22 protein-coding genes (1 of these 22 only partly in view) are annotated in these 23,502 nt (G+C 73.8%); 14 read left to right on the top strand and 8 right to left on the bottom strand.

The window, feature by feature from the left end; translation table 11 throughout:
* Positions 1-254: 254 nt before the first annotated feature.
* The 8 genes from FO059_RS14230 (at position 255) to FO059_RS14195 (ending at position 7,648) form a co-directional block, all read left to right on the top strand.
* On the top strand, positions 255-527 hold the full coding sequence (locus FO059_RS14230; protein WP_143910783.1) for a glutaredoxin family protein: 273 nt from the start codon (positions 255-257) through the stop codon (positions 525-527).
* Positions 528-1,127: 600 nt separating this feature from the next.
* On the top strand, positions 1,128-2,510 hold the full coding sequence (locus FO059_RS14225; protein ID WP_143909660.1) for a glutamyl-tRNA reductase: 1,383 nt from the start codon (positions 1,128-1,130) through the stop codon (positions 2,508-2,510).
* A 65-nt stretch (positions 2,511-2,575) separates the two neighbouring features.
* The gene (gene hemC / locus FO059_RS14220) at positions 2,576-3,541 is read left to right on the top strand and encodes a hydroxymethylbilane synthase (protein WP_143910782.1); all 966 of its coding nucleotides are present in this window, start codon (positions 2,576-2,578) and stop codon (positions 3,539-3,541) included.
* A 115-nt stretch (positions 3,542-3,656) separates the two neighbouring features.
* Positions 3,657-5,222 carry a bifunctional uroporphyrinogen-III C-methyltransferase/uroporphyrinogen-III synthase gene (locus tag FO059_RS14215; RefSeq protein WP_143909659.1) on the top strand — a complete coding sequence of 522 codons (1,566 nt, stop codon included), beginning with the start codon at positions 3,657-3,659 and terminating at the stop codon, positions 5,220-5,222.
* An 88-nt stretch (positions 5,223-5,310) separates the two neighbouring features.
* Entirely contained in the window at positions 5,311-6,294 is a 984-nt protein-coding gene (gene hemB / locus FO059_RS14210) for a porphobilinogen synthase (RefSeq protein WP_143909658.1), read from the top strand.
* Between the two features lie 18 nt (positions 6,295-6,312).
* A complete protein-coding gene (locus FO059_RS14205; RefSeq protein ID WP_143909657.1) occupies positions 6,313-6,882 on the top strand; it encodes a hypothetical protein in 570 nt (189 codons plus the stop codon).
* Complete coding sequence (locus FO059_RS14200; protein WP_233267120.1) at positions 6,879-7,406, top strand: hypothetical protein; 528 nt, start codon at positions 6,879-6,881, stop codon at positions 7,404-7,406. The genes FO059_RS14205 and FO059_RS14200 overlap by 4 nt, the downstream gene beginning before the upstream one ends.
* Entirely contained in the window at positions 7,403-7,648 is a 246-nt protein-coding gene (locus FO059_RS14195) for a hypothetical protein (RefSeq protein WP_143909656.1), read from the top strand. The genes FO059_RS14200 and FO059_RS14195 overlap by 4 nt, the downstream gene beginning before the upstream one ends.
* Here FO059_RS14195 and FO059_RS14190 read toward each other — a convergent pair.
* The 3 genes from FO059_RS14190 to FO059_RS14180 are packed head-to-tail and all read right to left on the bottom strand — an operon-like array spanning position 7,632 to position 10,127.
* Entirely contained in the window at positions 7,632-8,567 is a 936-nt protein-coding gene (locus FO059_RS14190) for a 5-oxoprolinase subunit C family protein (RefSeq protein WP_143909655.1), read from the bottom strand. The genes FO059_RS14195 and FO059_RS14190 overlap by 17 nt on opposite strands.
* On the bottom strand, positions 8,564-9,355 hold the full coding sequence (locus FO059_RS14185; protein ID WP_143909654.1) for a 5-oxoprolinase subunit B family protein: 792 nt from the start codon (positions 9,353-9,355) through the stop codon (positions 8,564-8,566). Before FO059_RS14185 ends, FO059_RS14190 begins: the two co-directional genes overlap by 4 nt.
* A gap of 13 nt (positions 9,356-9,368) precedes the next feature.
* On the bottom strand, positions 9,369-10,127 hold the full coding sequence (locus FO059_RS14180; protein ID WP_143909653.1) for a LamB/YcsF family protein: 759 nt from the start codon (positions 10,125-10,127) through the stop codon (positions 9,369-9,371).
* Positions 10,128-10,238: 111 nt separating this feature from the next.
* On the opposite strand from FO059_RS14180, the gene FO059_RS14175 reads away from it, so the two are divergent.
* Positions 10,239-10,529, top strand: coding sequence for a thioesterase family protein (locus FO059_RS14175; protein ID WP_143909652.1), 291 nt, complete (start codon positions 10,239-10,241; stop codon positions 10,527-10,529).
* A gap of 13 nt (positions 10,530-10,542) precedes the next feature.
* Here the strand turns inward: FO059_RS14175 and FO059_RS14170 are convergent, their stop codons facing one another.
* The 5 genes from FO059_RS14170 to kstR all read right to left on the bottom strand — a co-directional run bounded on the left by FO059_RS14170 (position 10,543) and on the right by kstR (position 17,099).
* Positions 10,543-11,469 (bottom strand): metal ABC transporter permease, encoded by a 927-nt coding sequence (locus FO059_RS14170; RefSeq protein WP_143909651.1) that lies wholly within the window; start codon positions 11,467-11,469, stop codon positions 10,543-10,545.
* Entirely contained in the window at positions 11,466-12,389 is a 924-nt protein-coding gene (locus FO059_RS14165; RefSeq protein WP_143909650.1) for a metal ABC transporter ATP-binding protein, read from the bottom strand. Before FO059_RS14165 ends, FO059_RS14170 begins: the two co-directional genes overlap by 4 nt.
* Positions 12,386-13,456, bottom strand: a complete 1,071-nt coding sequence (locus tag FO059_RS14160; RefSeq protein WP_143909649.1) for a metal ABC transporter solute-binding protein, Zn/Mn family — start codon at positions 13,454-13,456, stop codon at positions 12,386-12,388. Before FO059_RS14160 ends, FO059_RS14165 begins: the two co-directional genes overlap by 4 nt.
* Before the next feature lie 210 nt (positions 13,457-13,666).
* Positions 13,667-16,216, bottom strand: a complete 2,550-nt coding sequence (gene otsB / locus FO059_RS14155) for a trehalose-phosphatase (protein ID WP_143909648.1) — start codon at positions 16,214-16,216, stop codon at positions 13,667-13,669.
* Positions 16,217-16,394: 178 nt separating this feature from the next.
* The gene (gene kstR / locus FO059_RS14150; RefSeq protein ID WP_143909647.1) at positions 16,395-17,099 is read right to left on the bottom strand and encodes a cholesterol catabolism transcriptional regulator KstR; all 705 of its coding nucleotides are present in this window, start codon (positions 17,097-17,099) and stop codon (positions 16,395-16,397) included.
* 357 nt (positions 17,100-17,456) lie between these two features.
* On the opposite strand from kstR, the gene FO059_RS14145 reads away from it, so the two are divergent.
* The 5 genes from FO059_RS14145 to FO059_RS14125 form a co-directional block, all read left to right on the top strand.
* On the top strand, positions 17,457-19,655 hold the full coding sequence (locus FO059_RS14145) for an acyl-CoA dehydrogenase (protein ID WP_143909646.1): 2,199 nt from the start codon (positions 17,457-17,459) through the stop codon (positions 19,653-19,655).
* A gap of 186 nt (positions 19,656-19,841) precedes the next feature.
* Entirely contained in the window at positions 19,842-20,951 is a 1,110-nt protein-coding gene (locus FO059_RS14140) for an acyl-CoA dehydrogenase family protein (protein WP_143909645.1), read from the top strand.
* The gene (locus tag FO059_RS14135; RefSeq protein WP_143909644.1) at positions 20,936-22,102 is read left to right on the top strand and encodes an acyl-CoA dehydrogenase family protein; all 1,167 of its coding nucleotides are present in this window, start codon (positions 20,936-20,938) and stop codon (positions 22,100-22,102) included. The genes FO059_RS14140 and FO059_RS14135 overlap by 16 nt, the downstream gene beginning before the upstream one ends.
* 17 nt (positions 22,103-22,119) lie before the next feature.
* Positions 22,120-23,145 (top strand): bifunctional MaoC family dehydratase N-terminal/OB-fold nucleic acid binding domain-containing protein, encoded by a 1,026-nt coding sequence (locus FO059_RS14130; RefSeq protein WP_143909643.1) that lies wholly within the window; start codon positions 22,120-22,122, stop codon positions 23,143-23,145.
* A protein-coding gene (locus FO059_RS14125) for a MaoC family dehydratase (RefSeq protein ID WP_233267121.1) crosses the window boundary here: on the top strand, positions 23,142-23,502 show its 5' portion. Its footprint extends 107 nt past the window's final position; 361 of the gene's 468 nt are visible here — the first part of the coding sequence; its start codon is at positions 23,142-23,144; its stop codon lies beyond the right edge, outside the window. The genes FO059_RS14130 and FO059_RS14125 overlap by 4 nt, the downstream gene beginning before the upstream one ends.

The following is a 23,502-nucleotide window of genomic DNA, read 5'->3' as shown; positions in this document are numbered from 1 at the left end:
CGCCTGCCGTTCCCTGCACCACCGCGCGGCCGCGGGTGCTGTGACAATGATCTCCGGCGCCGCGACCGGCGCCGGTCCGTCGCCGGTCCGTCGCCGTGCGGTCGAGGTCGCGCCCCGGCGCGGTGCCGGCGGGGGGCGACGGACGGCGTGCGCGGACTGGCGGGTGGTTGACTGGGGCCCGCCCGGCAGTGCGGCGGGCGGGCGATGCGGGAGGAAGGTGCGCGGCTGTGGACACTGCGGGAACGGGAGCGGGGATGGACGGCGGAGCGGCCGGCGGCGGCCGGGAGGTCACGCTCCTGACGCGTGAGGGCTGCGGCGGCTGCGACCAGGCGTGGGCACGACTTGACTTGGTGTGCAAAGAGTTCGGAATCACCGCGTCGGCGGTGGACGTGGATGCCGCGGCGGCGGAACGGCCGGAGCTGCGGGCGGAGTTCGGGGACCGGCTCCCGGTGGTGCTGCTGGACGGGCGCGAGCACAGCTATTGGGAGGTGGACGTGGAGCGCCTGCGGGCCGACCTGGCCGGCTGAGGCGGGCGCGCCGGGCGGGCCGCGGGAGCAGTGGGGAGCCGCTGGGGCATGGTAGGCGGCGGGTGTGCGCGGTCCGCGGCGGACCCGGGTGCGGGGGCCGTTCCCGTAGCGTGTAGTGGCGTGCCGCGTCAACTTTGTGCCGGGGGTGGCGAAAGGTTACCGTGGTGTGAACCAAGCACCGGGGTGCTGTGTCAGAGCTGCGTCTATGCGGCTGTGTCCGGGCAGCGCCGTTCCGCATGCGCGATCATGCCGACGGCGTTGCCGCGTCAAGGCCCGTCGCGGTTGCGTCTCGGCCCGAGGGCTGCGCGCAGGCGTGCCAGGCGGCCACGCCCGTCCCGGACGCTCATTCACTTCGGCTGCACGAGGAGCCCGCGACGTGACAGATCGACGCCCAGCGTTCGCCCGCCTGACGCTGGTCCGCCCAGACGGCCGGCGCGGAGACTTCGGCGATATTCGATCCGGGGGCATTCGATCCGGGGGTGCCGCCGGTCACCGCCGCCTTCGCGGTGTTCCCAATAGTGGCACACTCCGCCGGTCCGCCGCCGTCCGGGATGCCCGGCGTCGACGGCGGTCGGCAGCGCGGGCGGAGGCGGTCGCCGCATGAGCATTCTGATGGTCGGCATGTCGCACCGCAGCGCGCCGGTGTCCACGCTGGAACGCGCGGCCGTGTCGGAGGCGGACCGCCCCAAACTGCTCGACGCGCTGGTCCGGCGGCCGCACGTCGCGGAGGCGATGGTGGTCTCCACCTGCAACCGCATCGAGATCTACGCGGTGGTCGACGCCTTCCACGGCGGTCTCGCGGAGGTCAGCGGGCTCTTCGCCGAGCATTCCGGGATGAGCGTGCAGGAGCTGACCTCGCACCTGTACGTGCGCTACAGCGAATCCGCGGTGGAGCACCTGTTCACCGTGGCCGCCGGCCTGGACTCGATGGTCGTGGGCGAACAGCAGATCCTCGGCCAGATCCGCAGCGCGTACGCGGCCTCGGACTCCCAGCAGGTGGCGGGGCGCGCGGTCCACGAGCTCGCGCAGCAGGCACTGCGGGTGGGCAAGCGGGTGCACAGCGAGACCGGCATCGACGCCGCCGGTGCGTCCGTGGTGTCGGTGGCGCTGGAGCGGGCCGCGTCGCTGCTCGGCGGGCCGCGCGAGCTGGAGGGCCTGGCGGGCCGTCGCGCCGTGGTGCTGGGCGCGGGGGCGATGGGGGGACTGGCCGTGGCCAACCTCATCCGCGCCGGCATCGGCGAGGTCACCGTGGTCAACCGCACCGCCGAGCGCGCGGCCCGGCTGGCCGGGACCGCGGCTGATGCGGGCGTGGCCGCGCAGGCGGCCGGGTTCGACGGGCTCGCCGCCGCCATCCGCACCGCCGACGTGGTGGTCACCTGCACCGGCTCGGTCGGGGCCGTGCTGACCGTGGCCGACGTGCACACAGCGCTGACCCGACGTACCGAGGACTCGCCGCTGGTGATCTGCGACCTGGGCCTGCCCCGCGACGTCGATCCCGCGGTGGTCGGCCTGCCCGGAGTGGACCTGCTGGATATCGAGACGCTGCGGCGGGACCCGGGAGCCGGCGCCGCGGAGTCCGATGCGGAGGCCGCCCGCGAGCTGGTGGCCGCCGAGCTGGCCTCCTACCTGGGGCAGCAGCGGGCCTCGGAGGTGGCGCCCACGGTGACCGCGCTGCGGCGGCGCGCCGCGGAGGTGGTCCAGGGCGAGTTGCTGCGGCTCGAGTCCAAGGCCCCCGGCCTCACCGATGCGGAGAAGACGGAGGTGGAGCGCACGGTGCGCCGCGTCGTCGACAAGCTTCTGCACGCGCCGACGGTGCGGGTGAAGCAGCTCGCGGCCGCCCCCGGCGGCGGGTCGTATGCGGAGGCGCTGCGCGAGCTGTTCGAACTGTCGCCGGGCGTGACGGCTGCCGTGGCGCGCTCCTCGGAGACGGCCACCGACGTCGAACCCGCCGACCAGAGCCTCGCAGAGGAGGGCGCACAGTGAGCCATCACCCGGCGTCTGATGACAACGGAGCGACCGCCGAGAACGGATCCGCAGGGCGGTCGGGCATCCCCGACCCCATCCGCGTGGGCACCCGTGGCAGCGTGCTCGCCCGCACGCAGGCGGGCACCGTGCGCGACGCCCTGATCGCGGCCGGGCACCCCGCGGAACTCGTCATCATCAGCACTTCCGGCGACAAGTCCATGTCCCCGGTGGAGAAGATCGGCGTGGGAGTGTTCACCGCGGAGCTGCGCGAGGCCATCCGCGACGACCGGGTGGACGTGGCCGTGCACTCGTTCAAGGACCTGCCCACCGCCGCCGAGCCGGGCCTGACCATCGCCGCCGTTCCGCCGCGCGCCGACGCCCGCGACGCGCTGGTGGCCCGTGACGGCATGACGCTCGGCGAGCTGCCCCCGGGGGCCCGCGTGGGCACGTCCGCACCGCGCCGCGTGGCGCAGCTGCGCGCGCTGGGCCTGGGGCTGGACGTGCAGCCGCTGCGCGGCAACCTCGAGCGGCGGCTGGGCCGCATCGACGCCGGTGAGCTCGACGCGGTGATCCTCGCGCGCGCCGGACTCGACCGCACAGACCGCACCGGGCTGATCACCGAGACGATCGACCCGCTGCAGATGCTGCCCGCGCCGGCGCAGGGCGCACTGGCGGTCGAGTGCCGCAGCGGGGACGAGGCGCTGGTGGCGCTGGTGCGCCGGCTCGACGACCCGGACACGCACGCGGCCGTCGCGGCCGAGCGTGCGGTGCTGGCGCGCCTCGAGGCCGGCTGCACGGCCCCCGTCGGCGCTCTGGCCGAGGTCGTCGATTCGACCGGGCCCGACGGCGCGCCCGTGCTGGAGCTGTCGGTGCGCGCCGCCGCGGCCGCGGAGGACGGCGGCGTGGTGCTGCGCGCCTCGCGTGTGGGCCCGGTGGCGGACGCGGAGACGCTGGGGCGTGCGATCGCGGACGAGCTTCTCGCCAGGGGCGCCGCCGACCTGATGGCCGGCACGCCGGGCGGGGCGCCGGAATCGGGGGTGCCCGGATGACCGCCCATGGCGCGCGGGCGCGGGGGCCCACAGGCCCGGTCGCATCCCGCATACCGCGGCGTTCCGCCGCACCAGACCACGTACTGACCCTCGCACTCACTCTGGAGATCGAACGATGAGCCGCGCACGCAAGACCACTCCCGGCCGGATCCTGATCGTGGGGGCCGGTCCGAGCGATCCGGCCCTGCTGACGTTGCGGGCCCGCGAGGTCCTCGCCGCCGCCGTCGTCGCCTACACCGACGCCGACGTCGACGAGGGCGTCGTGTCCTTCATCGGCACCGGGCTCGAAGTCGACGAGGAGACGGGCGAGGGCGGCCCGGACGTGCGCCCGGCGCTGGGCGACCCGGCGGACGTGGCCAAGGCGCTGGTCGCCGAGGCCAAGCAGGGTCACGACGTGATCCGTCTGGTCTCCGGCGACCCGATGACCACCGATTCGGTGATCGCCGAGATCACCGCGATCGCCCGCACCCAGGTGCACTTCGAGGTGGTGCCGGGCGTCCCCGTCGGCAGCGCGGTGCCCGCCTATGCCGGGATGCCCATCGGCTCCGCCCACACCGAGTTCGACGTGCGCGGCGAGGTCGACTGGGCGGCGCTGGCCGCGGCCCCCGGCCCGCTGGTGCTGCACGCCACCTCCGGTCGCCTGGCCGAGACGGCCGGCGCCCTGGTGGAGCACGGCATGAGCGGGTCGACCCCCGCGGCCATCACGGTCAGCGGCACGACGCGCCGCCAGCGCACGGTGGAGGCCACGCTGGGCACTCTCGACGAGGTCGGCTCCGAGATGGTGGGGCCGCTGGTCGTCACCATCGGCAAGGTGGTCTCGCAGCGGCACAAGATGTCGTGGTGGGAGTCGCGCGCCCTGTACGGGTGGACGGTGCTGGTGCCGCGCACCAAGGACCAGGCCGCGGCGATGAGCAGTCGCCTCGTCGACCACGGCGCGATCCCCAGGGAGGTGCCCACCATTTCCGTCGAGCCGCCCCGGAGCCCCGCGCAGATGGAGCGGTCCATCAAGGGGCTCGTCGACGGCCGCTACCAGTGGGTGGTGTTCACCTCCACCAACGCGGTCAAGGCCGTGTGGGAGAAGTTCCAGGAGTTCGGGCTGGACGCGCGCGCGTTCTCCGGGGTCAAGATCGCCTGCGTGGGCCAGGCGACGGCGGACCGGGTGCGCCTGTTCGGCATCGAACCGGAGATGATCCCGCCGGCCACCGAGCAGTCCAGTGAGGGGCTGCTGTCGGAGTTCCCGCCGTTCGACGAGGTCCTCGACCCCGTCAACCGGGTGCTGCTCCCGCGCGCCGACATCGCCACCGAGACCATCGCCGAGGGTCTGCGCGAGCGCGGCTGGGAGATCGACGACGTCACCGCATACCGGACCGTGCGCGCCTCGCCGCCGCCCGCGGAGACCCGCGAGATGATCAAGACCGGCGGGTTCGACGCGGTGTGCTTCACCTCGTCGTCGACGGTGCGCAACCTCGTGGGCATCGCCGGCAAGCCGCACGCCCGCACCATCGTCGCCTGCATCGGGCCGAAGACGGCGGAGACCGCCCGCGAGTTCGGGCTGCGCGTGGACGTGCAGCCGGAGGTCTCCCAGGTGATCCCGCTGGTGGAGGCGCTGGCCGAGCACGCCGCGCGGCTGCGGGCGGAGGGCGCTCTGCCGCCGCCGCGGAAGAAGTCGCGCCGCCGCTGAGACGGGCGGGTTCCCGCGCCGCCGACCGGGCGGCGCGGGGTATCGTGCGCGGTGCGGCCCTGCCCGGCGGGGTCCGAAGGAGGAGAGCGTGTACCCAGACCACCGTCCCCGGCGCCTGCGCACCACGCCGGCGATGCGCAGGCTCGTGGCGGAGACCACCACGACGCCCCGCAACCTGGTGCTGCCCATGTTCGTGGCCGAGGGCCTCTCCGACCCGCGGCCCATCGCGGCGATGCCCGGGGTCGTGCAGCACACGCAGGACACGCTGGTGCGCGCGGCGCACGACGCCGTCGCGGCCGGCGTCGGCGGGCTGATGCTCTTCGGCGTGCCCGAACGCAGGGACGCCACCGGCAGCGGGGCCGACGACCCGGACGGCGTGCTCAACCGGGCGCTCGCGGCGCTGCGGTCCGAGTTCGGCGACGACACCGTCATCATGGCCGACACCTGCCTGGACGAGTTCACCGACCACGGGCATTGCGGCGTGCTCAGCCGCGACGCCAACGGCCGTGAGCGCATCGACAACGACCTCACGGTGCAGCGCTACGTGGACATGGCGCTGGCGCAGGCCGAGGCCGGCGCGCACGTGGTGAGCCCCAGCGGCATGATGGACGGCCAGGTGGGCGCCATCCGCTCGGCGCTGGACGCGGCGAACTTCCGGCACACCTCCGTCCTGGCCTACTCCGCCAAGTACGCGTCGGCCCTGTACGGGCCGTTCCGGGAGGCGGTCGGCTCCACGCTCGTGGGCGACCGCAAAACCTATCAGCAGGACCCGGCCAACGCCCGCGAGGCGCTGCGCGAGACCCGCCTGGACCTGGCCGAGGGCGCCGACATGGTCATGGTCAAGCCCGCGATGCTCTACCTGGACGTGCTGCGCGAAGTGGCCGCCGAGGCCACCGTCCCCGTCGCCGCGTATCAGGTGTCCGGCGAGTACGCGATGATCAGCGCCGCGGCGGCGAACGGGTGGATCGACCGTGACGCGATGATCCTCGAGTCGTTCACCGCCATCCGCCGCGCCGGCGCGGACATCGTTCTCACCTACTGGGCGGCCGAGGCCGCCGCGATTCTGCGGTGAACCGGTGGTGATCCGCGCGTGAGGACCAACCAGCAGATGCCGGGCGCCCCGCCGCCGCCGTTCCCGGGGACGGGGCAGGGCGGCGGAGGCTCCGGCGACGAGCGCCCGGAGGCGCCGCCGGCGGTGCGCATCGCCTACGAGCTGTGGTGCGTGGTGGCGGTGCTCGGCATCGGCACCACCATCGGCGTGATCCTGCTGATGTCGGGGTTGCAGGACACCGTGGTCGACGAGATGCTCGAACAGTTCTCCGGCGGCGTCAACGGACAGCCGGTCACCCGCGCCGACGTGGTGTCCAGCTTCCACGTGTCGCTGGGCGTGATCGGCGTGCTGGGCGCGGTGGTCATCGGCCTGACGTGGCTGGTGGCGCACCGGATGCTGCGGGGCAAGGCGTGGGCGCGTGCGGCGCTCGTGGGGTTCACGGCGATCATCACGGTGATCGGGTTCGAGGGGCTGCTGGGCTTCAACAGCGGCGGGTCCATCGTGCTGGAGGTCTGTTCCATCCTGCAGGCCGTGCTCGCGATAGGCGCCTCGGTGATCGTGCACCGCGGCGAGGCGCACCGGTACTTCTACGGCGGTCGGCCGCGGTGAGCACCCCGCTGTTCTCCGAACCCGGCGCACGCTGGTGGCCCATCGTCCTGGCGCCCGCGTTCGCGCTTGTCGGCATCGCCACCGACGCGGCCATGGGCGGCGGCATGCCGGTGCTCGTGTGGCTGGTGTCCGGCGTGGTCCTCGCGGCGGTGGGAGCGCTCATCATCCACGCCGCGCGCACGCACACCGCCGTCGAGCTGACCGCGGGCACGCTGCGCCTGGGCACCGACGACATCGCCGTCACCGACATCGTCCACGTGTTCCCGCCGGCCCCCAAGAGGCGCGCCCGCCAGGATCCGCGTGAGCCGTGGGAGTCCGCGCGCTCGCTGGGCGGGCTGTCCGTGGTCCCGCGGGGACGGCGGGGGATCGGCGTGCAGCTGCGCTCCGGCGCGCTGCGGCAGGCGTGGGCCCGCGACGACGCGGCGTTGCGTGCGCAGCTCGAACCGCTGGTAGCCCGTCGCCGTCCGCGCAAGGGCGGCCCGGGCAGCAAGGCGGCGCCGCGACCGGGCGGGGAGCTGCGGTGACGCGCAACCGGTGGATCGCCGCCGCGGAGACCCTGGTGGCGCTGGTGGCCATCGCGATGTCCGTGTGGTTCTGGAACCAGGCGGTGCAGCCGGCGAGCACCCCGGTGCTCGTCGAGGGGCTGCCCCCCATCGAGGTGACGATGTACGACGGGGCGCGGGTCACCACGTCGATCGTGATGATGGCCGCGGCCGGGCTGGCGGTCGTGGACGCGCTGCGCAGGGTCCTCACCCGGCGGCGGTGAACACCACCCGGTCCCCGGGGCGCAGCTGTGCGGCCGCGTCGAGCGCGGCGCCGCGCACCACCGCGATCACCGGGTAGCCGCCGGTCACCGGGTGGTCGGCCAGGAACAGCACCGGCAGCCCGTCGGCGGGGACCTGCAGCGCGCCGGTGACCATCGACTCCGGGGCGAGCTCGCCACCTCGTGCGCGGCGCAGACCCTCCGGGCCGTGCAGCCGGGCGCCCACCCGGTCGGCGTCGGGCGTGACCGTCCACTCGCCGCCCACCAGCAGCCGCCGGGCGCCGTCGGTGAACCAGTCGTCGCGCGGCCCCCACACCACCGGCAGGCGGACCGGGCCGGTGTGCGCGGCGCGGTCGGGCGGGATGAGATCGGCGGAAGGCAGGGGCGCGGCGGCGCGGCCGGCCGTGAGGACGTCGCCCGCGCGCAGCGCCGGTGGCCCGAGCCCGGAGAGCACGTCCGTCGCCAGGCTGTCCAGCTCGGGCCCGTGCACCGAGCCGTCCGCACCGCGGACCCCGGTCACCCCGCCGCGGACCGCCAGATAGTTCCGCAGTCCGTGCGGCGGTGCGCCGACGGACAGCACCTGACCGGCGCGCAGGAGCACGCGGCAATGCGAGCCCACCGCCGTGCCGTCGACCTCGACGACGGTGGCGGGGCCGGTGACCGCGATCATCACGGGACGGCGGGCGCGCACTGCCGGACCGCCCATCGTCGACTCGAGCACCGCCGCCCGTTCTGGGTTTCCCACCAGGCGGTTCGCCGCGGCCATCGCGGCCCGGTCCGCGGCGCCGGAACGTCCCACCCCCAGCGCGCCGAGGCCCGGGCGGCCGCCGTCCTGCACGGTCGTGAAGGGGCCCGGCTCCTCCACCTCCAGGCAGCCGTCGTGCGCCGCGCCTTCGCCTTCCGCGCCGTCCGTCCCGGTCATGCCGCCGGCCCCTGCCGTTCGAAGCGCACGCGGACACCCGGCGCGAGCAGCGCGGGGGCGTCGCGGCGCGGCTGCCACAGTTCCGCGGCAGTGGTGCCGATGAGCTGCCAGCCGCCCGGCGAGGGCCGCGGATAGACGCCGCTGAACGGCCCGGCGAGACCCACGCTGCCCGCGGGGACGCGGGTGCGCGGCGTGGTCCTGCGAGGTACTGCCAGCCGCGGGTCCCCGCCGACGAGGTACCCGAAGCCGGGGGCGAAGCCGGTGAAGGCGACCGTCCACGCGGTTCCCGTGTGCGCGTCGATCACCTCGTCCTTGGACAATCCGGTGGCCGCGGAGACCGCGTCCAGGTCGGGCCCGTCGTAGACGACGGGCAGCACCACTTCCTCCGGCGCCGGCTCCGCGGGGCCGCCCGCTGTCCCCGCACCCGCTGTCTCCGCACCCGCTGTCTCCGCACCCGCTGTCTCCGCACCCGCTGTCCCCGTGCCCGCCGCCGCAGCGCTGGTCGCACGGACGGCGAGGTCCGCGCACCACTCGCGTACCGCGTGGGCGGCGATCTTCTCGGCGCGGTAGGTGACGGCCGCGGTGCGCGCGGCCGGGATCACGTCGACGACGCCGGGTGGTCGGTCATGCGCGGCGGCGGCGACGAACGGCAGCACTGCGGGGGCGACCGGTCCGTCGGAGTCCGGGAACTCGACGAGCACGGCGTCGTCGCCCGCGGCGAGGACGCGCACCCTGTCCCCGCCGTCGTTGTGCCCGCCGCTCACGTGCCGGCCGTCCGCCGTGCCCATCGTGGCCCCGCCCTCACGTGAACGGGCGGAGGCCGATCCCGGCCTGGTCGAGCGTCGCGCGCACGGAACGTGCCATCGCGACGGCGCCGGGGGTGTCCCCGTGCACGCACACCGACTCGGCGGCGACCGGGATCCGGGCGCCGTCGACCGCCGTGACCGCACCGTCCTCGACCATGGCGAGCACCCGCGCGGCGATGGCGTCGGGGTCGGTGAGCAGCGCGCCGCGCTCGCCGCGCGGCACCAGCGTGCCCGCCGGGGTGTAGCCGCGGTCGGCGAAGGCCTCGGCGACGGCGCGCAGCCCCGCGCGCTCGGCGGTCTGGAGGAACACCGACCCCGGCAGCCCCAGCACCGGCAGCGCCGGGTCGTAGGCCCGGACCGCGTCGACGACGGCGCGCGCCTGGCCCTCGTGATGCACGACGGCGTTGTAGAGCGCGCCGTGCGGCTTCACGTAACGCACACGGCCGCCCCGCACCCGGGCCAGGCCGTCGAGCGCGCCGATCTGGTAGATCACGTCCGCGGTGAGGTCGCGCGGCGTCATGTCGATGAACCTGCGGCCGAACCCCGCCAGATCGCGGTAGCCCACCTGGGCGCCCACCCGCACGTCGCGTTCCACCGCGGCGCCCGCGGTGTCGAGGAGCGTGGCCGGGTCGCCGGCGTGGAATCCGCACGCCAGGTTGGCGGAGGTGACGAGCGCGAGCATGGCGGCGTCGTCGCCCAGCGGCCAGGCGCCGAAGCCCTCGCCGAGGTCGCTGTTGAGGTCGATCACCGTCACGCCACCATGTTCCCACGGGGCGGGCACCGACGTGTGCGGACGCGGCCGCCTCCCGGTGCGCGGGACCGGCGTTCCGGCCGGGGGCGGCGGGCCTGCCTAGTACCCGGGGTCATGACCGGCGAGCACTCCCGTTCCGCGCGGCTCGGCGAGGGCATCGCGGTGGACTCCTGGCTGCTGGGCGTCGATGACAAGCGGTTGCACTTCTTCCACGAGATGCGCTCGCTCGAGTCCGGGATCCGCGTGGCCGCAGGCGAGCAGCTGGACCTGCACTTCGACCTCGGGGCACGCCGGGCGGCCCCTTTCCCCGGCGAGGTGCGGGCAAGGCTCGCGGCGCTGTGGGAGGCGCAGCGCTCCGCAGGTCTCCCCACGGGGATCGGCAAGACGTCCGGAGTGCGCGGATAGACGCCGCGCCGCGTCACGCGCCGACGGGCTCGGGGTCCGTCGCCTGCGGCGCAGGCTCGGCGCCCGCCCTCCGGTGCAGGCAGGCGCGGCGGGCGCGCACCGCCGCCACCGACCGGCAGACCACGTAGATCGCGAACGAGATGGCGGTGACGAACACCGAGACGGGTACGCCCGGCGCCAGCGACAGGATGATTCCGCCCACCACGGAGACCTCCGCGAACACCACCGAGAGCACGGTGGCGCGGAGCGGACTGGACGTGACGTGGCCGGCGGCCGCGGCGGGGGTGATCAGCAGCGACAGCACCAGCAGCGCGCCCACGATCTGCACGCCCATGGCGGCCGTGATGCCGATGAGCACCGCGAACACCATCGACAGCAGCCGCATCGGCACCCCGCGGGCGGCGGCCACGTCCGGGTCGACGCTGGCGAACCACAACGGCCGGTAGACGATGGCGAGCACCGCCAGCACCACCACGGCGGACCACACCAGCAGCGAGATCCCCGCGGTGTCCACGCTGACCACCTGGCCGACCAGCAGCGAGAACTTGTTGGACGTGCGGTCCGGGTTGAGCCAGATGAACAACACCGACAGGCCCAGGCCGAAGGCCAGGATCGCGCCGATCACCGAGTCGCGCTCGCGGACGCGGGTGCCGAGCAGGCCGAAGGCCACCGCCGCCACCACAGCGCCTGCCAGCCCGCCCACGCCCACGTCGATGCCGAACAGCAGCCCGAACGCGGCTCCGGCCATCGACAGCTCGGAGGTGCCGTGCACGGCGAAGGACATCTGGCGGGTGACGATCAGCGGGCCGATCATGCCCGAGACCAGCCCGATGACGGCCGCGGCGATCAGGGCGTTGCGCACGAAGTCCATCTGCAGCAGGGCGCCGGTCGTCTCGAAGGCGAACAGGTTGTCGATCAGCTGCGTCAGCTTGTCGTTCATCGCAGGGCCGCCGTCCGGCCCGCGGCCGCGGGGCCGTCCGCATCGGCGCCGGGCCGGCCGTCCGGCGCCATCGGCGAGGCCTGGCAGTGCGGGTCCAGCGGGGCATCGGTGGCGCCGACGACGATCACGCGGCCGTGTACCCGCAGCACGTCCACCGGGGTGCGGTACAGGTCGGTGAGCACCTCGGTGGTGAGGACCTCGTCGGGCGTGCCGACGGCGAACCGTCCGTCGACGATGTACAGGACCCGGTCGACCATCGGCAGGATCGGATTGACCTCGTGGGTGACGAACAGGACCGCGGTGCCGGCCTCGTGGCGGCGGTGGTCGATCAGCCTGGCCACCGTCTGCTGGTTGGCCAGGTCCAGGCTGAGCAGCGGCTCGTCGCACAACAGCACCGCCGGGTCGCCGCACAGCGCCTGCGCCACGCGGAGACGCTGCTGCTCGCCGCCGGACAGCACGCCCATCGGCCGGTCGGCGTACGCGCCGGCGCCGACCTCCGCGAGCGCGGCGTCGACCTTCTCCCGGCGCCGGCGCCTGCCGCGCAGTCCCACCCCGAACCGGTGGCCGTCGAGCCCGAAGCCCACCAGGTCCCGGCCGCGCACGGTGGTCCCCGGGTCGATCATCTTCTGCTGCGGGATGTAGCCGACCCGGTCGTTGCCGGTGCGGACCGCCCTGCCCGTCACCTCCGCCTCTCCGTGGCTGAGCGGCTGCAGCCCCAGCAGCACCTTGAGCAGGCTCGACTTTCCGGAACCGTTGGGTCCGAGCACGGCGATGAACTCGCCGGGGTGCACCGTGAGGTCCAGCCCGGACCACAGCGTGCGGTCGCCGAAGCCCAGGCCGGCGCCGCGCAGCGCGAGAGCGGGCACAGGTTCCGGAGTCTTCCGGCCGTCGGCGGCGGCCGGGGCGGGTTGCGTGGTCATCGGGCGGTCGCCTTTCCCAGTGCGGTGAGGATCGTGTGCACCCATTCGGTGTAGGGGATGCCGTCGGGCGGGGATTCCGCGACCTCGACGACGGGGAGGCCGGCGCGTTCGGCGTCGCGGAGCACCGCCTCGGTGGTGGGGCTGTCGGTCTGCGTGTTGTAGACCAGCGCGGCCACGTCGCCGCCGGCCAGCAGCGACTTGAGGCGCGCGATCACCGCGGGCGCCGGATCGGAGCCGTGCTCGATGGCCTCGCCGAACTCCGGCGGGGTCAGGTCCTCGATGCCGGCGGCGGCCAGCAGGTAGTGGGCCACCGGTTCGGTGGCGATGACGGGGCGGGGGCGGCCCGCGGCGATGGCGGCGGACTGGTCCTCGAGCGACTGCAGCTCCTGGTGCAGCGCATCAGCGCGGGCGTGGAACGCGTCCGCCTCCGCGGGCACGATCCGCGCCAGGTGCCCGGCGAGGTCGGCCGCGACGGCGTCGACCGTGCGGAGGTCGAACCACAGGTGCTCGTTGGCCGCCCCGTGATCATGACCGTGATCATGACCGTGGCCATGGCCCTGATCGTGGTCGTGGCCGTCACCGTCGTCGTGTTCGTCGGCGTGCTCCCGTCCGCCGTCCGTTTCCCCGGCATGCCCTCCATCGACTGCCCGATCGGCGGCCGTCGCGTGCAGCTCCGCCGCGTCGATCAGGGGAGCGGTGGCGGATACGCCACGGAGCAGCGACGAGAAGAAGGCGTCGTACCCGCCGCCGTTGGCCACCAGCACGTCCGCCCGGTCCACCGCGAGCGCGTCCGTGGGGGTGACCTGGAACTCGTGCGGATCCTGGCCCTGCGGCACGATCGACCGCACGTCCACCGCGGAGCCGCCGATCTGCTCGGCGATCTCCGCCCACACCGGGGTGGAGGCGACGACGGAGATGCGGCCGTCGGAGGGGGCGGTGCCCGCGGAGGCGCAGCCGGCCGCCGCGAGCGCGGTCAACGCCACGGCCGCCGACGCCACCCGGGCGGCGTGGGGGCGCCGGCCCGCCGCGGTGCGGGCGGTTCGGCGGGCGCGCGGCTGCCAGCGCATTCGGGCCCCTTCCTCGCCGGCGCTCGTCGCTGCGCCACGCCGGCGGCGACGGACGGTGCCGCCGGGGACGGTGGTCGCGCTCGGACACGCGGGTGCCCGAACGCGTCGCAACTCGAACGGATCGCTTCTGTGATGGATCGCTTGATGAAAACGATTGTCATTACAGAGTAGCGCAAGGGCGCGCCGGAACGCGCGGTGGTGAGGCGAGGATTACTCCGCGGACAGCAGCTGCGCGCAGCGCAGGATCCCGATGTGGCTGTACGCCTGCGGATGATTGCCCAGGGCGCGCTCGGCCACGGGGTCGTACTCCTCCGGCAGCAGGCCGGTGGGGCCCGCCGCGGCGACGAGCTGATTGAACAGCGCCTCCGCCTGGCGGCGCTGACCCACCAGCAGGTACGCCTCCACCAGCCATGCCGCGCACAGATGGAATCCGCCCTCGGTGCCGGGCAGGCCGTCGTCCGAGCGGTACCGGTACACCGTGGACCCGCTGCGCAGCACGGCCTCGGTGGCGGAGACGGTGGCGGCGAAGCGCGGGTCGGCCGCGTCCAGCAGGCCGGACAGCCCGATGAACAGCGACGCGGCGTCCAGGTCCACCCCGTCGTAGGCGGCGGTGTAGGAGTGCGCCTGCCCGCTCCAGCCGTTCTCGATCACGTCGTCGGCGATCTTGGCCCGCAGCGACTCCCACTCCGGCTCGGCCTCGCGCCCGAAGTCCGAGGAGAGCGACAGCGCCCGGTCGATGGTGACCCAGCACATCACCTTCGAGTACACGTGGTGCCGCGGTGCTCCGCGGATCTCCCAGATCCCGTTGTCCGGCTCGGTCCAGCGCTGCGCGACGGCCGAGGTCATCGCCCGCACCAGCGCCCAGTCCCGGTCCGTCAGCGCGTCGGCGGCGTCCGCCCCCACCGCGCGCCGGGCGCGCGCGAGGTCGGCGATCAGCTCGGTGATGGGGCCGAACACGTCCAACTGCACCTGCTGATTTGCGGCGTTGCCCACACGCACCGGCCGGGAACCCGCGTACCCCGGCAGGGCGTCGAGCACGGCCTCGGGCGGCAGCCCCGCGCCGTCGAGCGTGTAGAGCGGGTTGAGGCGCTCCGGGCCGGAGAGCGTGCCCAGGACGCGGTGCAGCCAGTCGAGCAGCCCGGCGGCCTCGCCGAGCGACCCGACCGAGACCAGCGCGGACGCCGTCATCGAGGCGTCGCGCAGCCAGCAGTAGCGGTAGTCCCAGTTGCGGACGCCGCCGATCTCCTCGGGAAGCGACGTGGTGGCCGCGGCCATGATCGACCCGGTGTCCGCGTGCACCAGGCCGCGCAGCGTCAGTGCGCTGCGCTTCATCAGCGACGGCTTGAGCGGCGGCAACGTGAGCGACTGCGCCCACGTGCGCCAGTAGTCCTCGGCCTCGGCCCGGATCTCGGCCTCCGGGCGCGGTGCGGCGGAAAGATCGTCGGTGCCGCACCGCAGCTCCAGCACCACGGGCGCGCCGGACGGGTCCACCACGGCCTCGGCGGACTGCTGGAGCCCGTCGCCGACGATGCGCCAGCGGACGCCGGGGGAGCGCAGCACGATCGGATCGTTGGTGCCCTGCACGCGCAGGCCGTCGACGTCCGCCTCGATCTGCACCCGCACCTGCCCGAACTCGGGCCGGGGCGCGAACACGACGCGGCACGGTGCCGTCCCGCTGATCACGCGCGTGAGGTTCACCCGGCCGCGTGCGGCATCGTGCGGCAGATAGTCGGTCACCAGCAGGGACGCCCAGCGGGTCTCCACGGTCATCGTCCCGTCGACGTACTCCTGGCTCAGCGGCAGGCCGTCATGCTCGGGGACCACGGTGAAGTGTCCGGCGGAGTCGCTGCCCAGCAGTGCCGAGAACAGCCCGGCGGAGTCGGGGTCCGGATGGCAGAGCCAGTTGATCGATCCGGTGGGCGTCACCAGCGCCTTGGCGTCGGGTGAGGCCAGCATGGTGTGCCGCTCGATGGGCGTGGCGTGCGCGCCCAGCAGCCACGCGCGCCGCTGCTCGAGCAGGAAGGCCAGCACCCGCGCCACGTCCTCGGTGCCCCCCACGCGGAAGTGCGCGCCGGTGGGCCCCGGGCCCACCTTGATGCCGGCATCGGGCCCGTGGAGGCGGCGGAACGCCTTCTCGTCGGTGACATCGTCGCCCAGGAACACCGTGGCCGACGCGCCCTCCCGATGGCGCAGGATGTCCAGCGCATCGCCCTTGTCGGTGGTCACCACCGACAGCTCGATCACCGCCTTGCCCTCGGTGCACTGCACCCCCGACCACGCCGCCGCCCCGACGCGCACGGAGTGCACGGCCGCATCCGCCGCGGCGGAGTCCTCGACGTTGCGCACATGCAGCGCGGCGCTGGCCGGCTTGACCTCCACGCCGGCGCCGGGCACCCCCGCGGCGACCTCCTCGAGCGCGTCCACCACGCGGCCCAGCAGGGCGCGGGCCGGTGCGTCGATCTCCTCGATGAACCCGATGTCGAACTCGGAGCCGTGGCTGCCCACCAGGTGCACCTCGGACGGCAGCCGCGAAAGCGTGGCCAGGTCGCGCAGGGCGCGGCCGGAGATCACCGCCGCCACGGTGCCGGGCAGTGTGGCGAGATTGCGCAGTGCCGTGACCGACTCCGGGCGCGGGTAGGCCTCGACGGGATTGTTGACGATGGGCGCGATCGTGCCGTCGTAGTCGGACGCGACGAGCAGCCGCGGCACGCGTGCCAGGGCGGTCAGCGTGCGTCGGAGGTCGTCGGGCAGGGATGACACAGCGGCAGTCCTGGGCTTTCGGGAGCGGGGCGACCGCACGCGCCCGCCTGCGGCGGACGGTTGCGGTCCGTGCAGCCGAAGTCTAGTGCCACCACCGGCGCCGTCGCCGGGTCCGCGGGCCCGGTGCGTGCCGCGTCACGCCCGGCGGATCACGCTGCGCGATGTGCGCCCCCGCCGGTCACGCGGTGCCGGCGGATCCGGATGCATCCGGCGCGGCCGGCGCGTCGCTCGGCGCCGGGTCCACCGCGTCGGCGCGGTCGCCCATGAGCAGCCGGATGGTCAGCGTGAGGCGATCGGCCACGTCGACGGCGGTGGCGCGCCGGGTGAGCCAGGCGACGAGGTTCGACATCCACACGTCGGAGATCACGCGCGAGACGTTGAGCTCGTAGGCCGTGGGGTGCTCGGAATTGGTGAGGGCGCGGGCGAAGATGCGGTCGATGAGCTCGCCGACCCGCGCCACCTCCGCGGACGCCGAGGCGTCGGCGAACATGAACGCGCGCGTCATCGCCTCGGTCAGGAGCGGGTCGCGCTGCATCACCGTCGTGATCTGGCCGATCATCAGCTCCAGGCGTTCCCGGGTGGACAGGTCGGCCGGCATGCGGCGGTCCGTCTTGGTGTCGATGCGTTCGAACTCGCGCGCCAGCGCCGATACCAGCAGGTGCACCTTGGACGGGAAGTACCGGTAGAGGGTGCCCACGGCGACGTCCGCCCTGTCCGCCACGGCGCGCATCTGCACGGCGTCGTACCCGCCGCGGGACGCGAGCGCCAACGTGGAGTCGAGGATGCGGCGGCGCCGATCCCGTTGCGCGGTGGAATTCAGGTCGTCGTCGCGCAGGGTCGGGATGACACCGTCGCGGGCGGTGGTGCGGGAACTGCTTGCCATGGGACTACCTCGAATATCCGTGTGGCCGTGTGGGGCATCGGCACTGTGTATCGACCCGGCACGGTGCATCGATCGTGCGCTGTGCGGCCGTGGCGTTCAGGCTACGGTTACGCGGCGCGCCGGGTTGTCAACCGGTGTACCACTCTCCGGGAGGCCGAGATGCGGTCTCGACCCGAATGACACCTCATATTAGAACACGTTCTAAGGTTGGGCGAGGCTTTGTCTCGATCCGGGCGGCGGCCGTGCGCTGCGCCACGCGCAGTCCGCCGCGGACCACTGATCGAGTCTGCCGCACCGCTCGCGGGTGTTAACGCCCAGAATGGAGCGGATCTGACGAATGACCGGCCAGGAGGAACCGTGACCATCGCGACCACCGCGGAACAACAGGCGGTACAGGACTCCATCGGCGCCTGGGCGCGCTCGGCCTCGCCGCTGGAGACCGTGCGGCGATCCGAGGACGATCCGCGCTCGTGGCGCGGACTCTACCCGGCCATGGCGGATCTCGGAGTGCTCTCGGTGGCGCTGCCCGAGGAGCTCGACGGGGCGGGCGGCACCGTCGCCGACCTGGCGGCGATGCTCGAGTCGGCCGCCGCCGCGCTGGCCCCGGGGCCGGTCCTCACCGGAGCGCTCGCGGGACTGGTGCTCGCGCAGGCGGGCGGGGCGGCCGCCGACGAGCTGGCGCCGGCCCTGGCCGCGGGCGAACGCACCTGCGGTCTCGCGGTGGAGCCGGCCGGCGCAGCCGGGTCGGGCACCCCGGACGGCGGCCTGTCGCTGACCGGGGACGCCGGCCTCGTCTACGGGTACGACGAAGACGGCCTCATCCTGGTGCGCCTGGCGGGCGGCGACGACGCGGACGGGGAGACGTGGGTGCTCCTCGACGCCGGCGCCGAGGGCGTCCGTGCCGACCCGCAGCAGGCGGCGGACTTCTCCGTGCCCATGGCCACTGTGCACTGCGACGCGGTCGCCGTGCCGGCCGGGCGTGTCCTCACGGGGCTGCGCGCGGGGCTCGTGCACGACCTGTTCGCGACCCTCGCGGCCGCCGAGGCCGCCGGACTCGCCGGGTGGCTGCTCGACACCGCGGTCGAGTACGCGAAGATCCGCGAGCAGTTCGGCCAGCCGATCGGGCGGTTCCAGGCCGTCAAGCACCTGTGCGCCGAGATGCTCTGCCGCGCCGAACAGGCGCGCGCCGTCGCGTGGGACGCGGCGGTGGCCGTCGACGAGTCCGTCGACGAGGGCGCCGCCGGCGGGGAGCTCCACATCGCGGCTTCCGTGGCCGCCGCGGCCGCGCTGGACTGCGCGGTGGACAACGCGAAGGACTGCATCCAGATGCTCGGGGGGATCGGGTTCACCTGGGAGCACGACGCGCACCTGTACTTCCGGCGGGCGCTGGCGCTGCGGCAGGTGCTCGGCGGGTCGGCCGCGTGGCGCCGCCGCGTGGCCGAGCTGACCCTCGGCGGCGCGCGCCGCACACTGCGCCTGCAGCTCGACGAGGCCACCGAGGCGGGCCGCGCCGAGGTGCGCGCCGAGGCCGAGAAGATCGCGCAGCTCGACGAGGGCAGGCAGCGCGCGGAGCTGGCCGCGTCCGGGCTGCTGACGCCGCACTGGCCGAAGCCGTACGGGCGCGCCGCGTCGGCCGGCGCGCAGGTGCTCATCGACGAGGAACTCGACCGTGCGGGCATCCACCGGCCCGACCTGGTGATCGGCGCCTGGGCCGCGCCGACGATCATCGCGCACGGCACGCAGAAGCAGATCGACCGCTTCGTCCCCGCCACGCTGCGCGGCGAGATCTCCTGGTGCCAGCTGTTCTCCGAGCCGGGCGCCGGATCGGACCTGGCCGCGCTGCGCACCACCGCGGAGCGGGTCGACGGCGGCTGGAAGCTCGATGGCCAGAAGGTGTGGACCTCGCTGGCGGTGCAGTCCGACTGGGCCATCTGCCTCGCACGCACCGACAAGGACGCGCCCAAGCACAAGGGCATCACGTACTTCCTGGTGGACATGAAGTCGGCGGGCATCCGGATCAGCCCGCTGCGCGAGATCACGGGGGACGCCCTGTTCAACGAGGTGTTCCTCGAGGGGGTCGTGGTCCCCGACGAGTGCGTGGTGGGGGAGGTCGACGGCGGCTGGCGGCTGGCGCGCACCACTCTCGCCAACGAACGCGTCGCCATGGGCGGCGGTTCGGCGATGGGCGACGAGATGGAGGGGCTCATCTCCGAGATCCACGGCGCCGCAGGAGGCCTGGGCGACACCGAGCTCGACACGCTGGGCGCGCAGGTGGCGGAGGGCACCACCGGTTCGCTGCTGGGACTGCGCACCGCGATCCGGGCACTCGAGGGGCAGGATCCCGGGCCGGGGTCGAGCGTGCGCAAGATCATCGGCGTGCGCCACCGCCAGGCGCTCGCCGACGCGGCACTCGAGATCGCGGGCGTGCGCGGCGCGGTGTGGGGGCCGCAGATCAAGAAGGTCCTGCACCATCGGTGCCTGTCGATCGCCGGCGGCACCGAGCAGATTCTGCTCACCGTCGCCGCCGAACGACTGCTGGGCCTGCCCCGCGGGTGATGCCGCCGGTCGGGGCCGCTACCGGACAGCGGGCCCGGCACGTGCCCCGGCGGCCCCGGCGGTGATTCAATGCGAGCCGGAGTATCAGTACGCACACGGGCGCCGGTGCCCTGGTCGCGTCCCGCGCGGTGCGACGGAACGGATCGTGACAAATGCTTCCACTTAGTTCGATAGGACGGTTTTCAGGTGGACTTCACTCTGGGAAGTGAGCAGCAGGCGGTGGCCGAAGTGGCCGCCACCGTGCTGCAGACGGCGGCGAGCGCCGAGACCCTCGCCGCCATGGACAGGAAATCCCCGGTGTGGGACGAGACGCTGTGGAAGCGGCTCGCCGACGAGGGCGTGCTCTCGCTGCCGCTGCCGGAATCGCTGGGCGGCGACGACCTCGGCATCGCGGAGATCGGGGTGCTGCTGGACCAGGTCGGCCGGCAGGCGGCGCAGGCGCCGGTCCTTGAGACCCTCGGGTTCGGCGTGCTGCCGCTGCTCGCGCTCGGCGGGGACGCGCAACGTTTCCTGTCCGGGGTCCCGGGCGGCGCGATCCTCACGGCCGCGCTGAACGAGCCGGGGGCGCCGATGCCCGCCGAGCCCGCCACCACCGCGGTGGCGGACGGCGACGGGTACGTGGTCAGCGGCCGCAAGGTGGCGGTGCGCTACGCCGAGCAGGCCGCGTACATCCTGGTGCCGACGTCGGCAGGCGTCGCCGTGGTGGCGCCCGGCGCGGACGGGGTCACGCTGACCCGCACGTTCACCGCGTCGCTCGCGCCGGAGTGCACGGTGGTGCTCGACGGCGTGCGCGTCGACGCGGGCGCCATGCTCACCGGCGCGCCGGTGGAGGCCGTGTACCGGATCGCGCTGGCGGCATTGGCCTCGCAGGCGGCCGGCCTGGGCACGGGCATGACCAACCTCACCGCGCAGCACGTGAGCACGCGCGAACAGTTCGGCAAGCCCATCGCCGCGTTCCAGGCGGTCTCGCAGCAGGTCGCCGACGCCTACGTCACCGCGCGCACCCTGGAGCTGGCGGCCACGTCGGCATGCTGGCGGCTCGCGCAGGGGCTCGACGCCGCGGAGGACACGGCGGTCGCCGCGTTCTGGCTGGCCGAGCAGCTGCCGGTGGCCATGCAGCAGTGCAGCCACATGCACGGCGGCCTCGGCGCCGACGTCACCTACGCGGCGCACCTGTACTACGAGCAGACCAAGGACCTGGTGCGCCTCGTCGGCGGCCCGGCGTCCCGTCTGACCATCCTGGGCGCCCTGAGCGCCCGCGACCTGGGTGTGGAGGCAGCATGCTCATCGATCTGACCCCCGAGCAGCGCAAACTGCAGTCGGAACTGCGCGAGTACTTCGCGAACCTCATCTCGCCCGACGAGGCCGAGGAGATGCTCACCGACCGCCACGGCACGGCGTACGAGAACGTCATCCGCCGCATGGGCTCCGACGGCTGGCTCGGCGTGGGCTGGCCCACCGAGTTCGGCGGCAAGGGCTTCGGCGAGATCGAGCAGCAGATCTTCACCAACGAGGCGGTCCGTGCGGACGTGCCGCTGCCGTCGGTGACGCTGCAGACGGTGGGGCCGACGCTCCAGCGGTACGGGACCGACGAGCAGAAGCGCAGGTTCCTGCCCGCCATCCTGGCCGGCGAGGTGCACTTCGCGATCGGCTACACCGAGCCGGAATCGGGCACCGACCTCGCCTCGCTGCGCACCTCCGCCGTGCGAGACGGCGACGAGTATGTGATCAACGGCCAGAAGATCTTCACCACGGGCGGGCACCAGGCGGACTACATCTGGCTGGCGGTGCGCACCGGCACCGTGGAGGACCGGCACCGCGGCATCACGATCCTCATCGTGGACACGAAGGATCCCGGGTTCTCCTGGACCCCGATCATCACCGCCGACGGCGCGCACCACGTCAACGCCACGTACTACGAGGACGTGCGCGTGCCCGCCTCGATGCTCGTGGGCGAGGAGAACAAGGGCTGGCGCCTGATCACCACCCAGCTCAACCACGAGCGCGTCATGCTCGGGCCGTGCGGGCGCATCGGCGGCCTGTACGACCACGTCAGCGAGTGGGCCAAGCGCGAGGGGCCCGACGGCGCCCCCATCGCCTCCCAACCCGACGTGCAGCGTGCGCTCGGCGAGATCCGGGCGATCTACCGGCTCAACGAGCTGCTGAACTGGCAGGTCGCGGCGAACACCGGCGACCTCGACATGGCGGACGCGTCGGCCACCAAGGTCTTCGCCACCGAGCAGGTGCAGCGCATGGGTCGCGTCGCCGAGGAGGTCGTGGGCCGCTGGGGCGACCCGGCCGACCCGGAGACCGGCCACCTGCTGCGCTGGCTGGACGCGCAGACCAAGCGCAACCTGGTCATCACGTTCGGCGGCGGCGTCAACGAGGTCATGCGCGACCTGATCTCCACCGCCGGCCTCGGACTGCCGAAGGTGTCGCGCCGGTGACCGCACAGGAGACGCACATGACGGATCAGGACATCCTCGACGCCGCCCAGCGCGTGCGTGACGACGGTGCGAGCGCGCGGCGCAGGGGACGCGACCCGATCAACCAGCCGATGGTGAACAACTGGGTTGAGGCCATCGGCGACCGCAACCCCGTCTACGTCGACGCCGCCGCCGCCCGCGCGGCCGGTCACGACGGCATCGTGGCGCCGCCCGCCATGGCGCAGGTGTGGACGATGCGCGGGCTCGGCGCGGTGCGCGAGGCCGACGACCCGCTGGGGCGCATGACCGACATCCTCAACGACGCCGGCTTCACGTCCGTCGTCGCCACCAACTGCAACCAGGTGTATCACCGCTACCTGCAGCCCGGCGACGAGGTCACGATCGAGTCGGTGCTCGAGGACGTCGTCGGCCCCAAGAAGACGGGTTTGGGCGAGGGCTGGTTCTTCACCACCCGCAATTTCTGGCGCGACGCCGCCGGTGACGTGGTGGCCGAGATGGAGTTCCGGATCCTGAAGTTCCGTCCGCCGAGCAGCACCGGCGGCGCATCGGCCGGGCCGGCCGAGGCGCGTTCGGCCAGCGGCGACCCCGTCGACGACCTCGACGGCACGAAGATGATGCGACCGCAGGCGTCCCGCGACACCGAGTTCTTCTGGGACGGCGTCGCCGCGCACGAGCTGCGCATCCAGAAGCTCGAGGACGGCACGCTGCAGCACCCGCCGCTCCCCGCGCTGTGGAAGCCCAAGGGCGAGACCACCGACTACGTCGTCGCATCCGGGCGGGGCACGGTGTACAGCTACGTCGTCCACCACGCACCCAAGGTGCCCGGGCGGCAGCTGCCGTTCGTCATCGCGCTCGTCGAGCTCGAGGAGGGCGTACGGATGCTCGGGGAGCTGCGCGGCGTCGACCCGGGCGCGGTGGCCATCGGGCAGCCCGTCGAGGTCGATTTCCTCGACTTCCCCGAGGACCCCGACGCGTCGGGCCGCGAGGCCTGGACGCTCTACGCGTGGCGACCCGTCGACGAAGCAGCCAAGGAGATGCGATGAGCCCCAGCACACCCGGCGCCCCCGTGGCGGCGCCCCCGGCCGGGCCGCCCGCAGTGGCGGCCGGCGACGCGCTCCCGGAGCTGAAGATCGAGGGCACCCCCACCTTCATCGTCGCGTCGGCCCTGGCCACGCGCGACTTCGAGGACGTGCACCACGACCGCGACCGGGCGCAGACGCGCGGGTCCAAGGACATGTTCGTCAACATCCTCACCGACACCGGGCTGGTCCAGCGGTACGTGACCGACTGGGCAGGGCAGAAGGCCGTCATCCGGTCGATCTCCCTGCGCCTGGGCGTGCCCTGGTACGCGTACGACACGCTGACGCTGACCGGTTCCGTCGAGTCGGTCGACGATGACG

Origin of the sequence: Tomitella fengzijianii (assembly GCF_007559025.1) — a bacterium.
Taxonomy (GTDB): Bacteria; Actinomycetota; Actinomycetes; order Mycobacteriales; family Mycobacteriaceae; genus Tomitella; species Tomitella fengzijianii.
This window is presented reverse-complemented; position numbering and strand designations above follow the sequence as displayed.

Excerpts from the sequence above, each read along its gene's own strand:
- FO059_RS14230 (WP_143910783.1), top strand. The coding sequence starts at position 255 with ATGGACGGCGGAGCGGCCGGCGGCGGCCGGGAGGTCACGCTCCTGACG.
- FO059_RS14215 (WP_143909659.1), top strand. The coding sequence starts at position 3,657 with ATGAGCCGCGCACGCAAGACCACTCCCGGCCGGATCCTGATCGTGGGG.
- FO059_RS14175 (WP_143909652.1), top strand. The coding sequence starts at position 10,239 with ATGACCGGCGAGCACTCCCGTTCCGCGCGGCTCGGCGAGGGCATCGCG.
- FO059_RS14170 (WP_143909651.1), bottom strand. The coding sequence starts at position 11,469 with ATGAACGACAAGCTGACGCAGCTGATCGACAACCTGTTCGCCTTCGAG.
- FO059_RS14185 (WP_143909654.1), bottom strand. The coding sequence starts at position 9,355 with ATGGGCACGGCGGACGGCCGGCACGTGAGCGGCGGGCACAACGACGGC.
- FO059_RS14160 (WP_143909649.1), bottom strand. The coding sequence starts at position 13,456 with ATGCGCTGGCAGCCGCGCGCCCGCCGAACCGCCCGCACCGCGGCGGGC.
- FO059_RS14130 (WP_143909643.1), top strand. The coding sequence starts at position 22,120 with ATGACGGATCAGGACATCCTCGACGCCGCCCAGCGCGTGCGTGACGAC.
- FO059_RS14165 (WP_143909650.1), bottom strand. The coding sequence starts at position 12,389 with ATGACCACGCAACCCGCCCCGGCCGCCGCCGACGGCCGGAAGACTCCG.
- FO059_RS14190 (WP_143909655.1), bottom strand. The coding sequence starts at position 8,567 with ATGACCGGGACGGACGGCGCGGAAGGCGAAGGCGCGGCGCACGACGGC.
- kstR (WP_143909647.1), bottom strand. The coding sequence starts at position 17,099 with ATGGCAAGCAGTTCCCGCACCACCGCCCGCGACGGTGTCATCCCGACC.
- FO059_RS14225 (WP_143909660.1), top strand. The coding sequence starts at position 1,128 with ATGAGCATTCTGATGGTCGGCATGTCGCACCGCAGCGCGCCGGTGTCC.
- FO059_RS14135 (WP_143909644.1), top strand. The coding sequence starts at position 20,936 with ATGCTCATCGATCTGACCCCCGAGCAGCGCAAACTGCAGTCGGAACTG.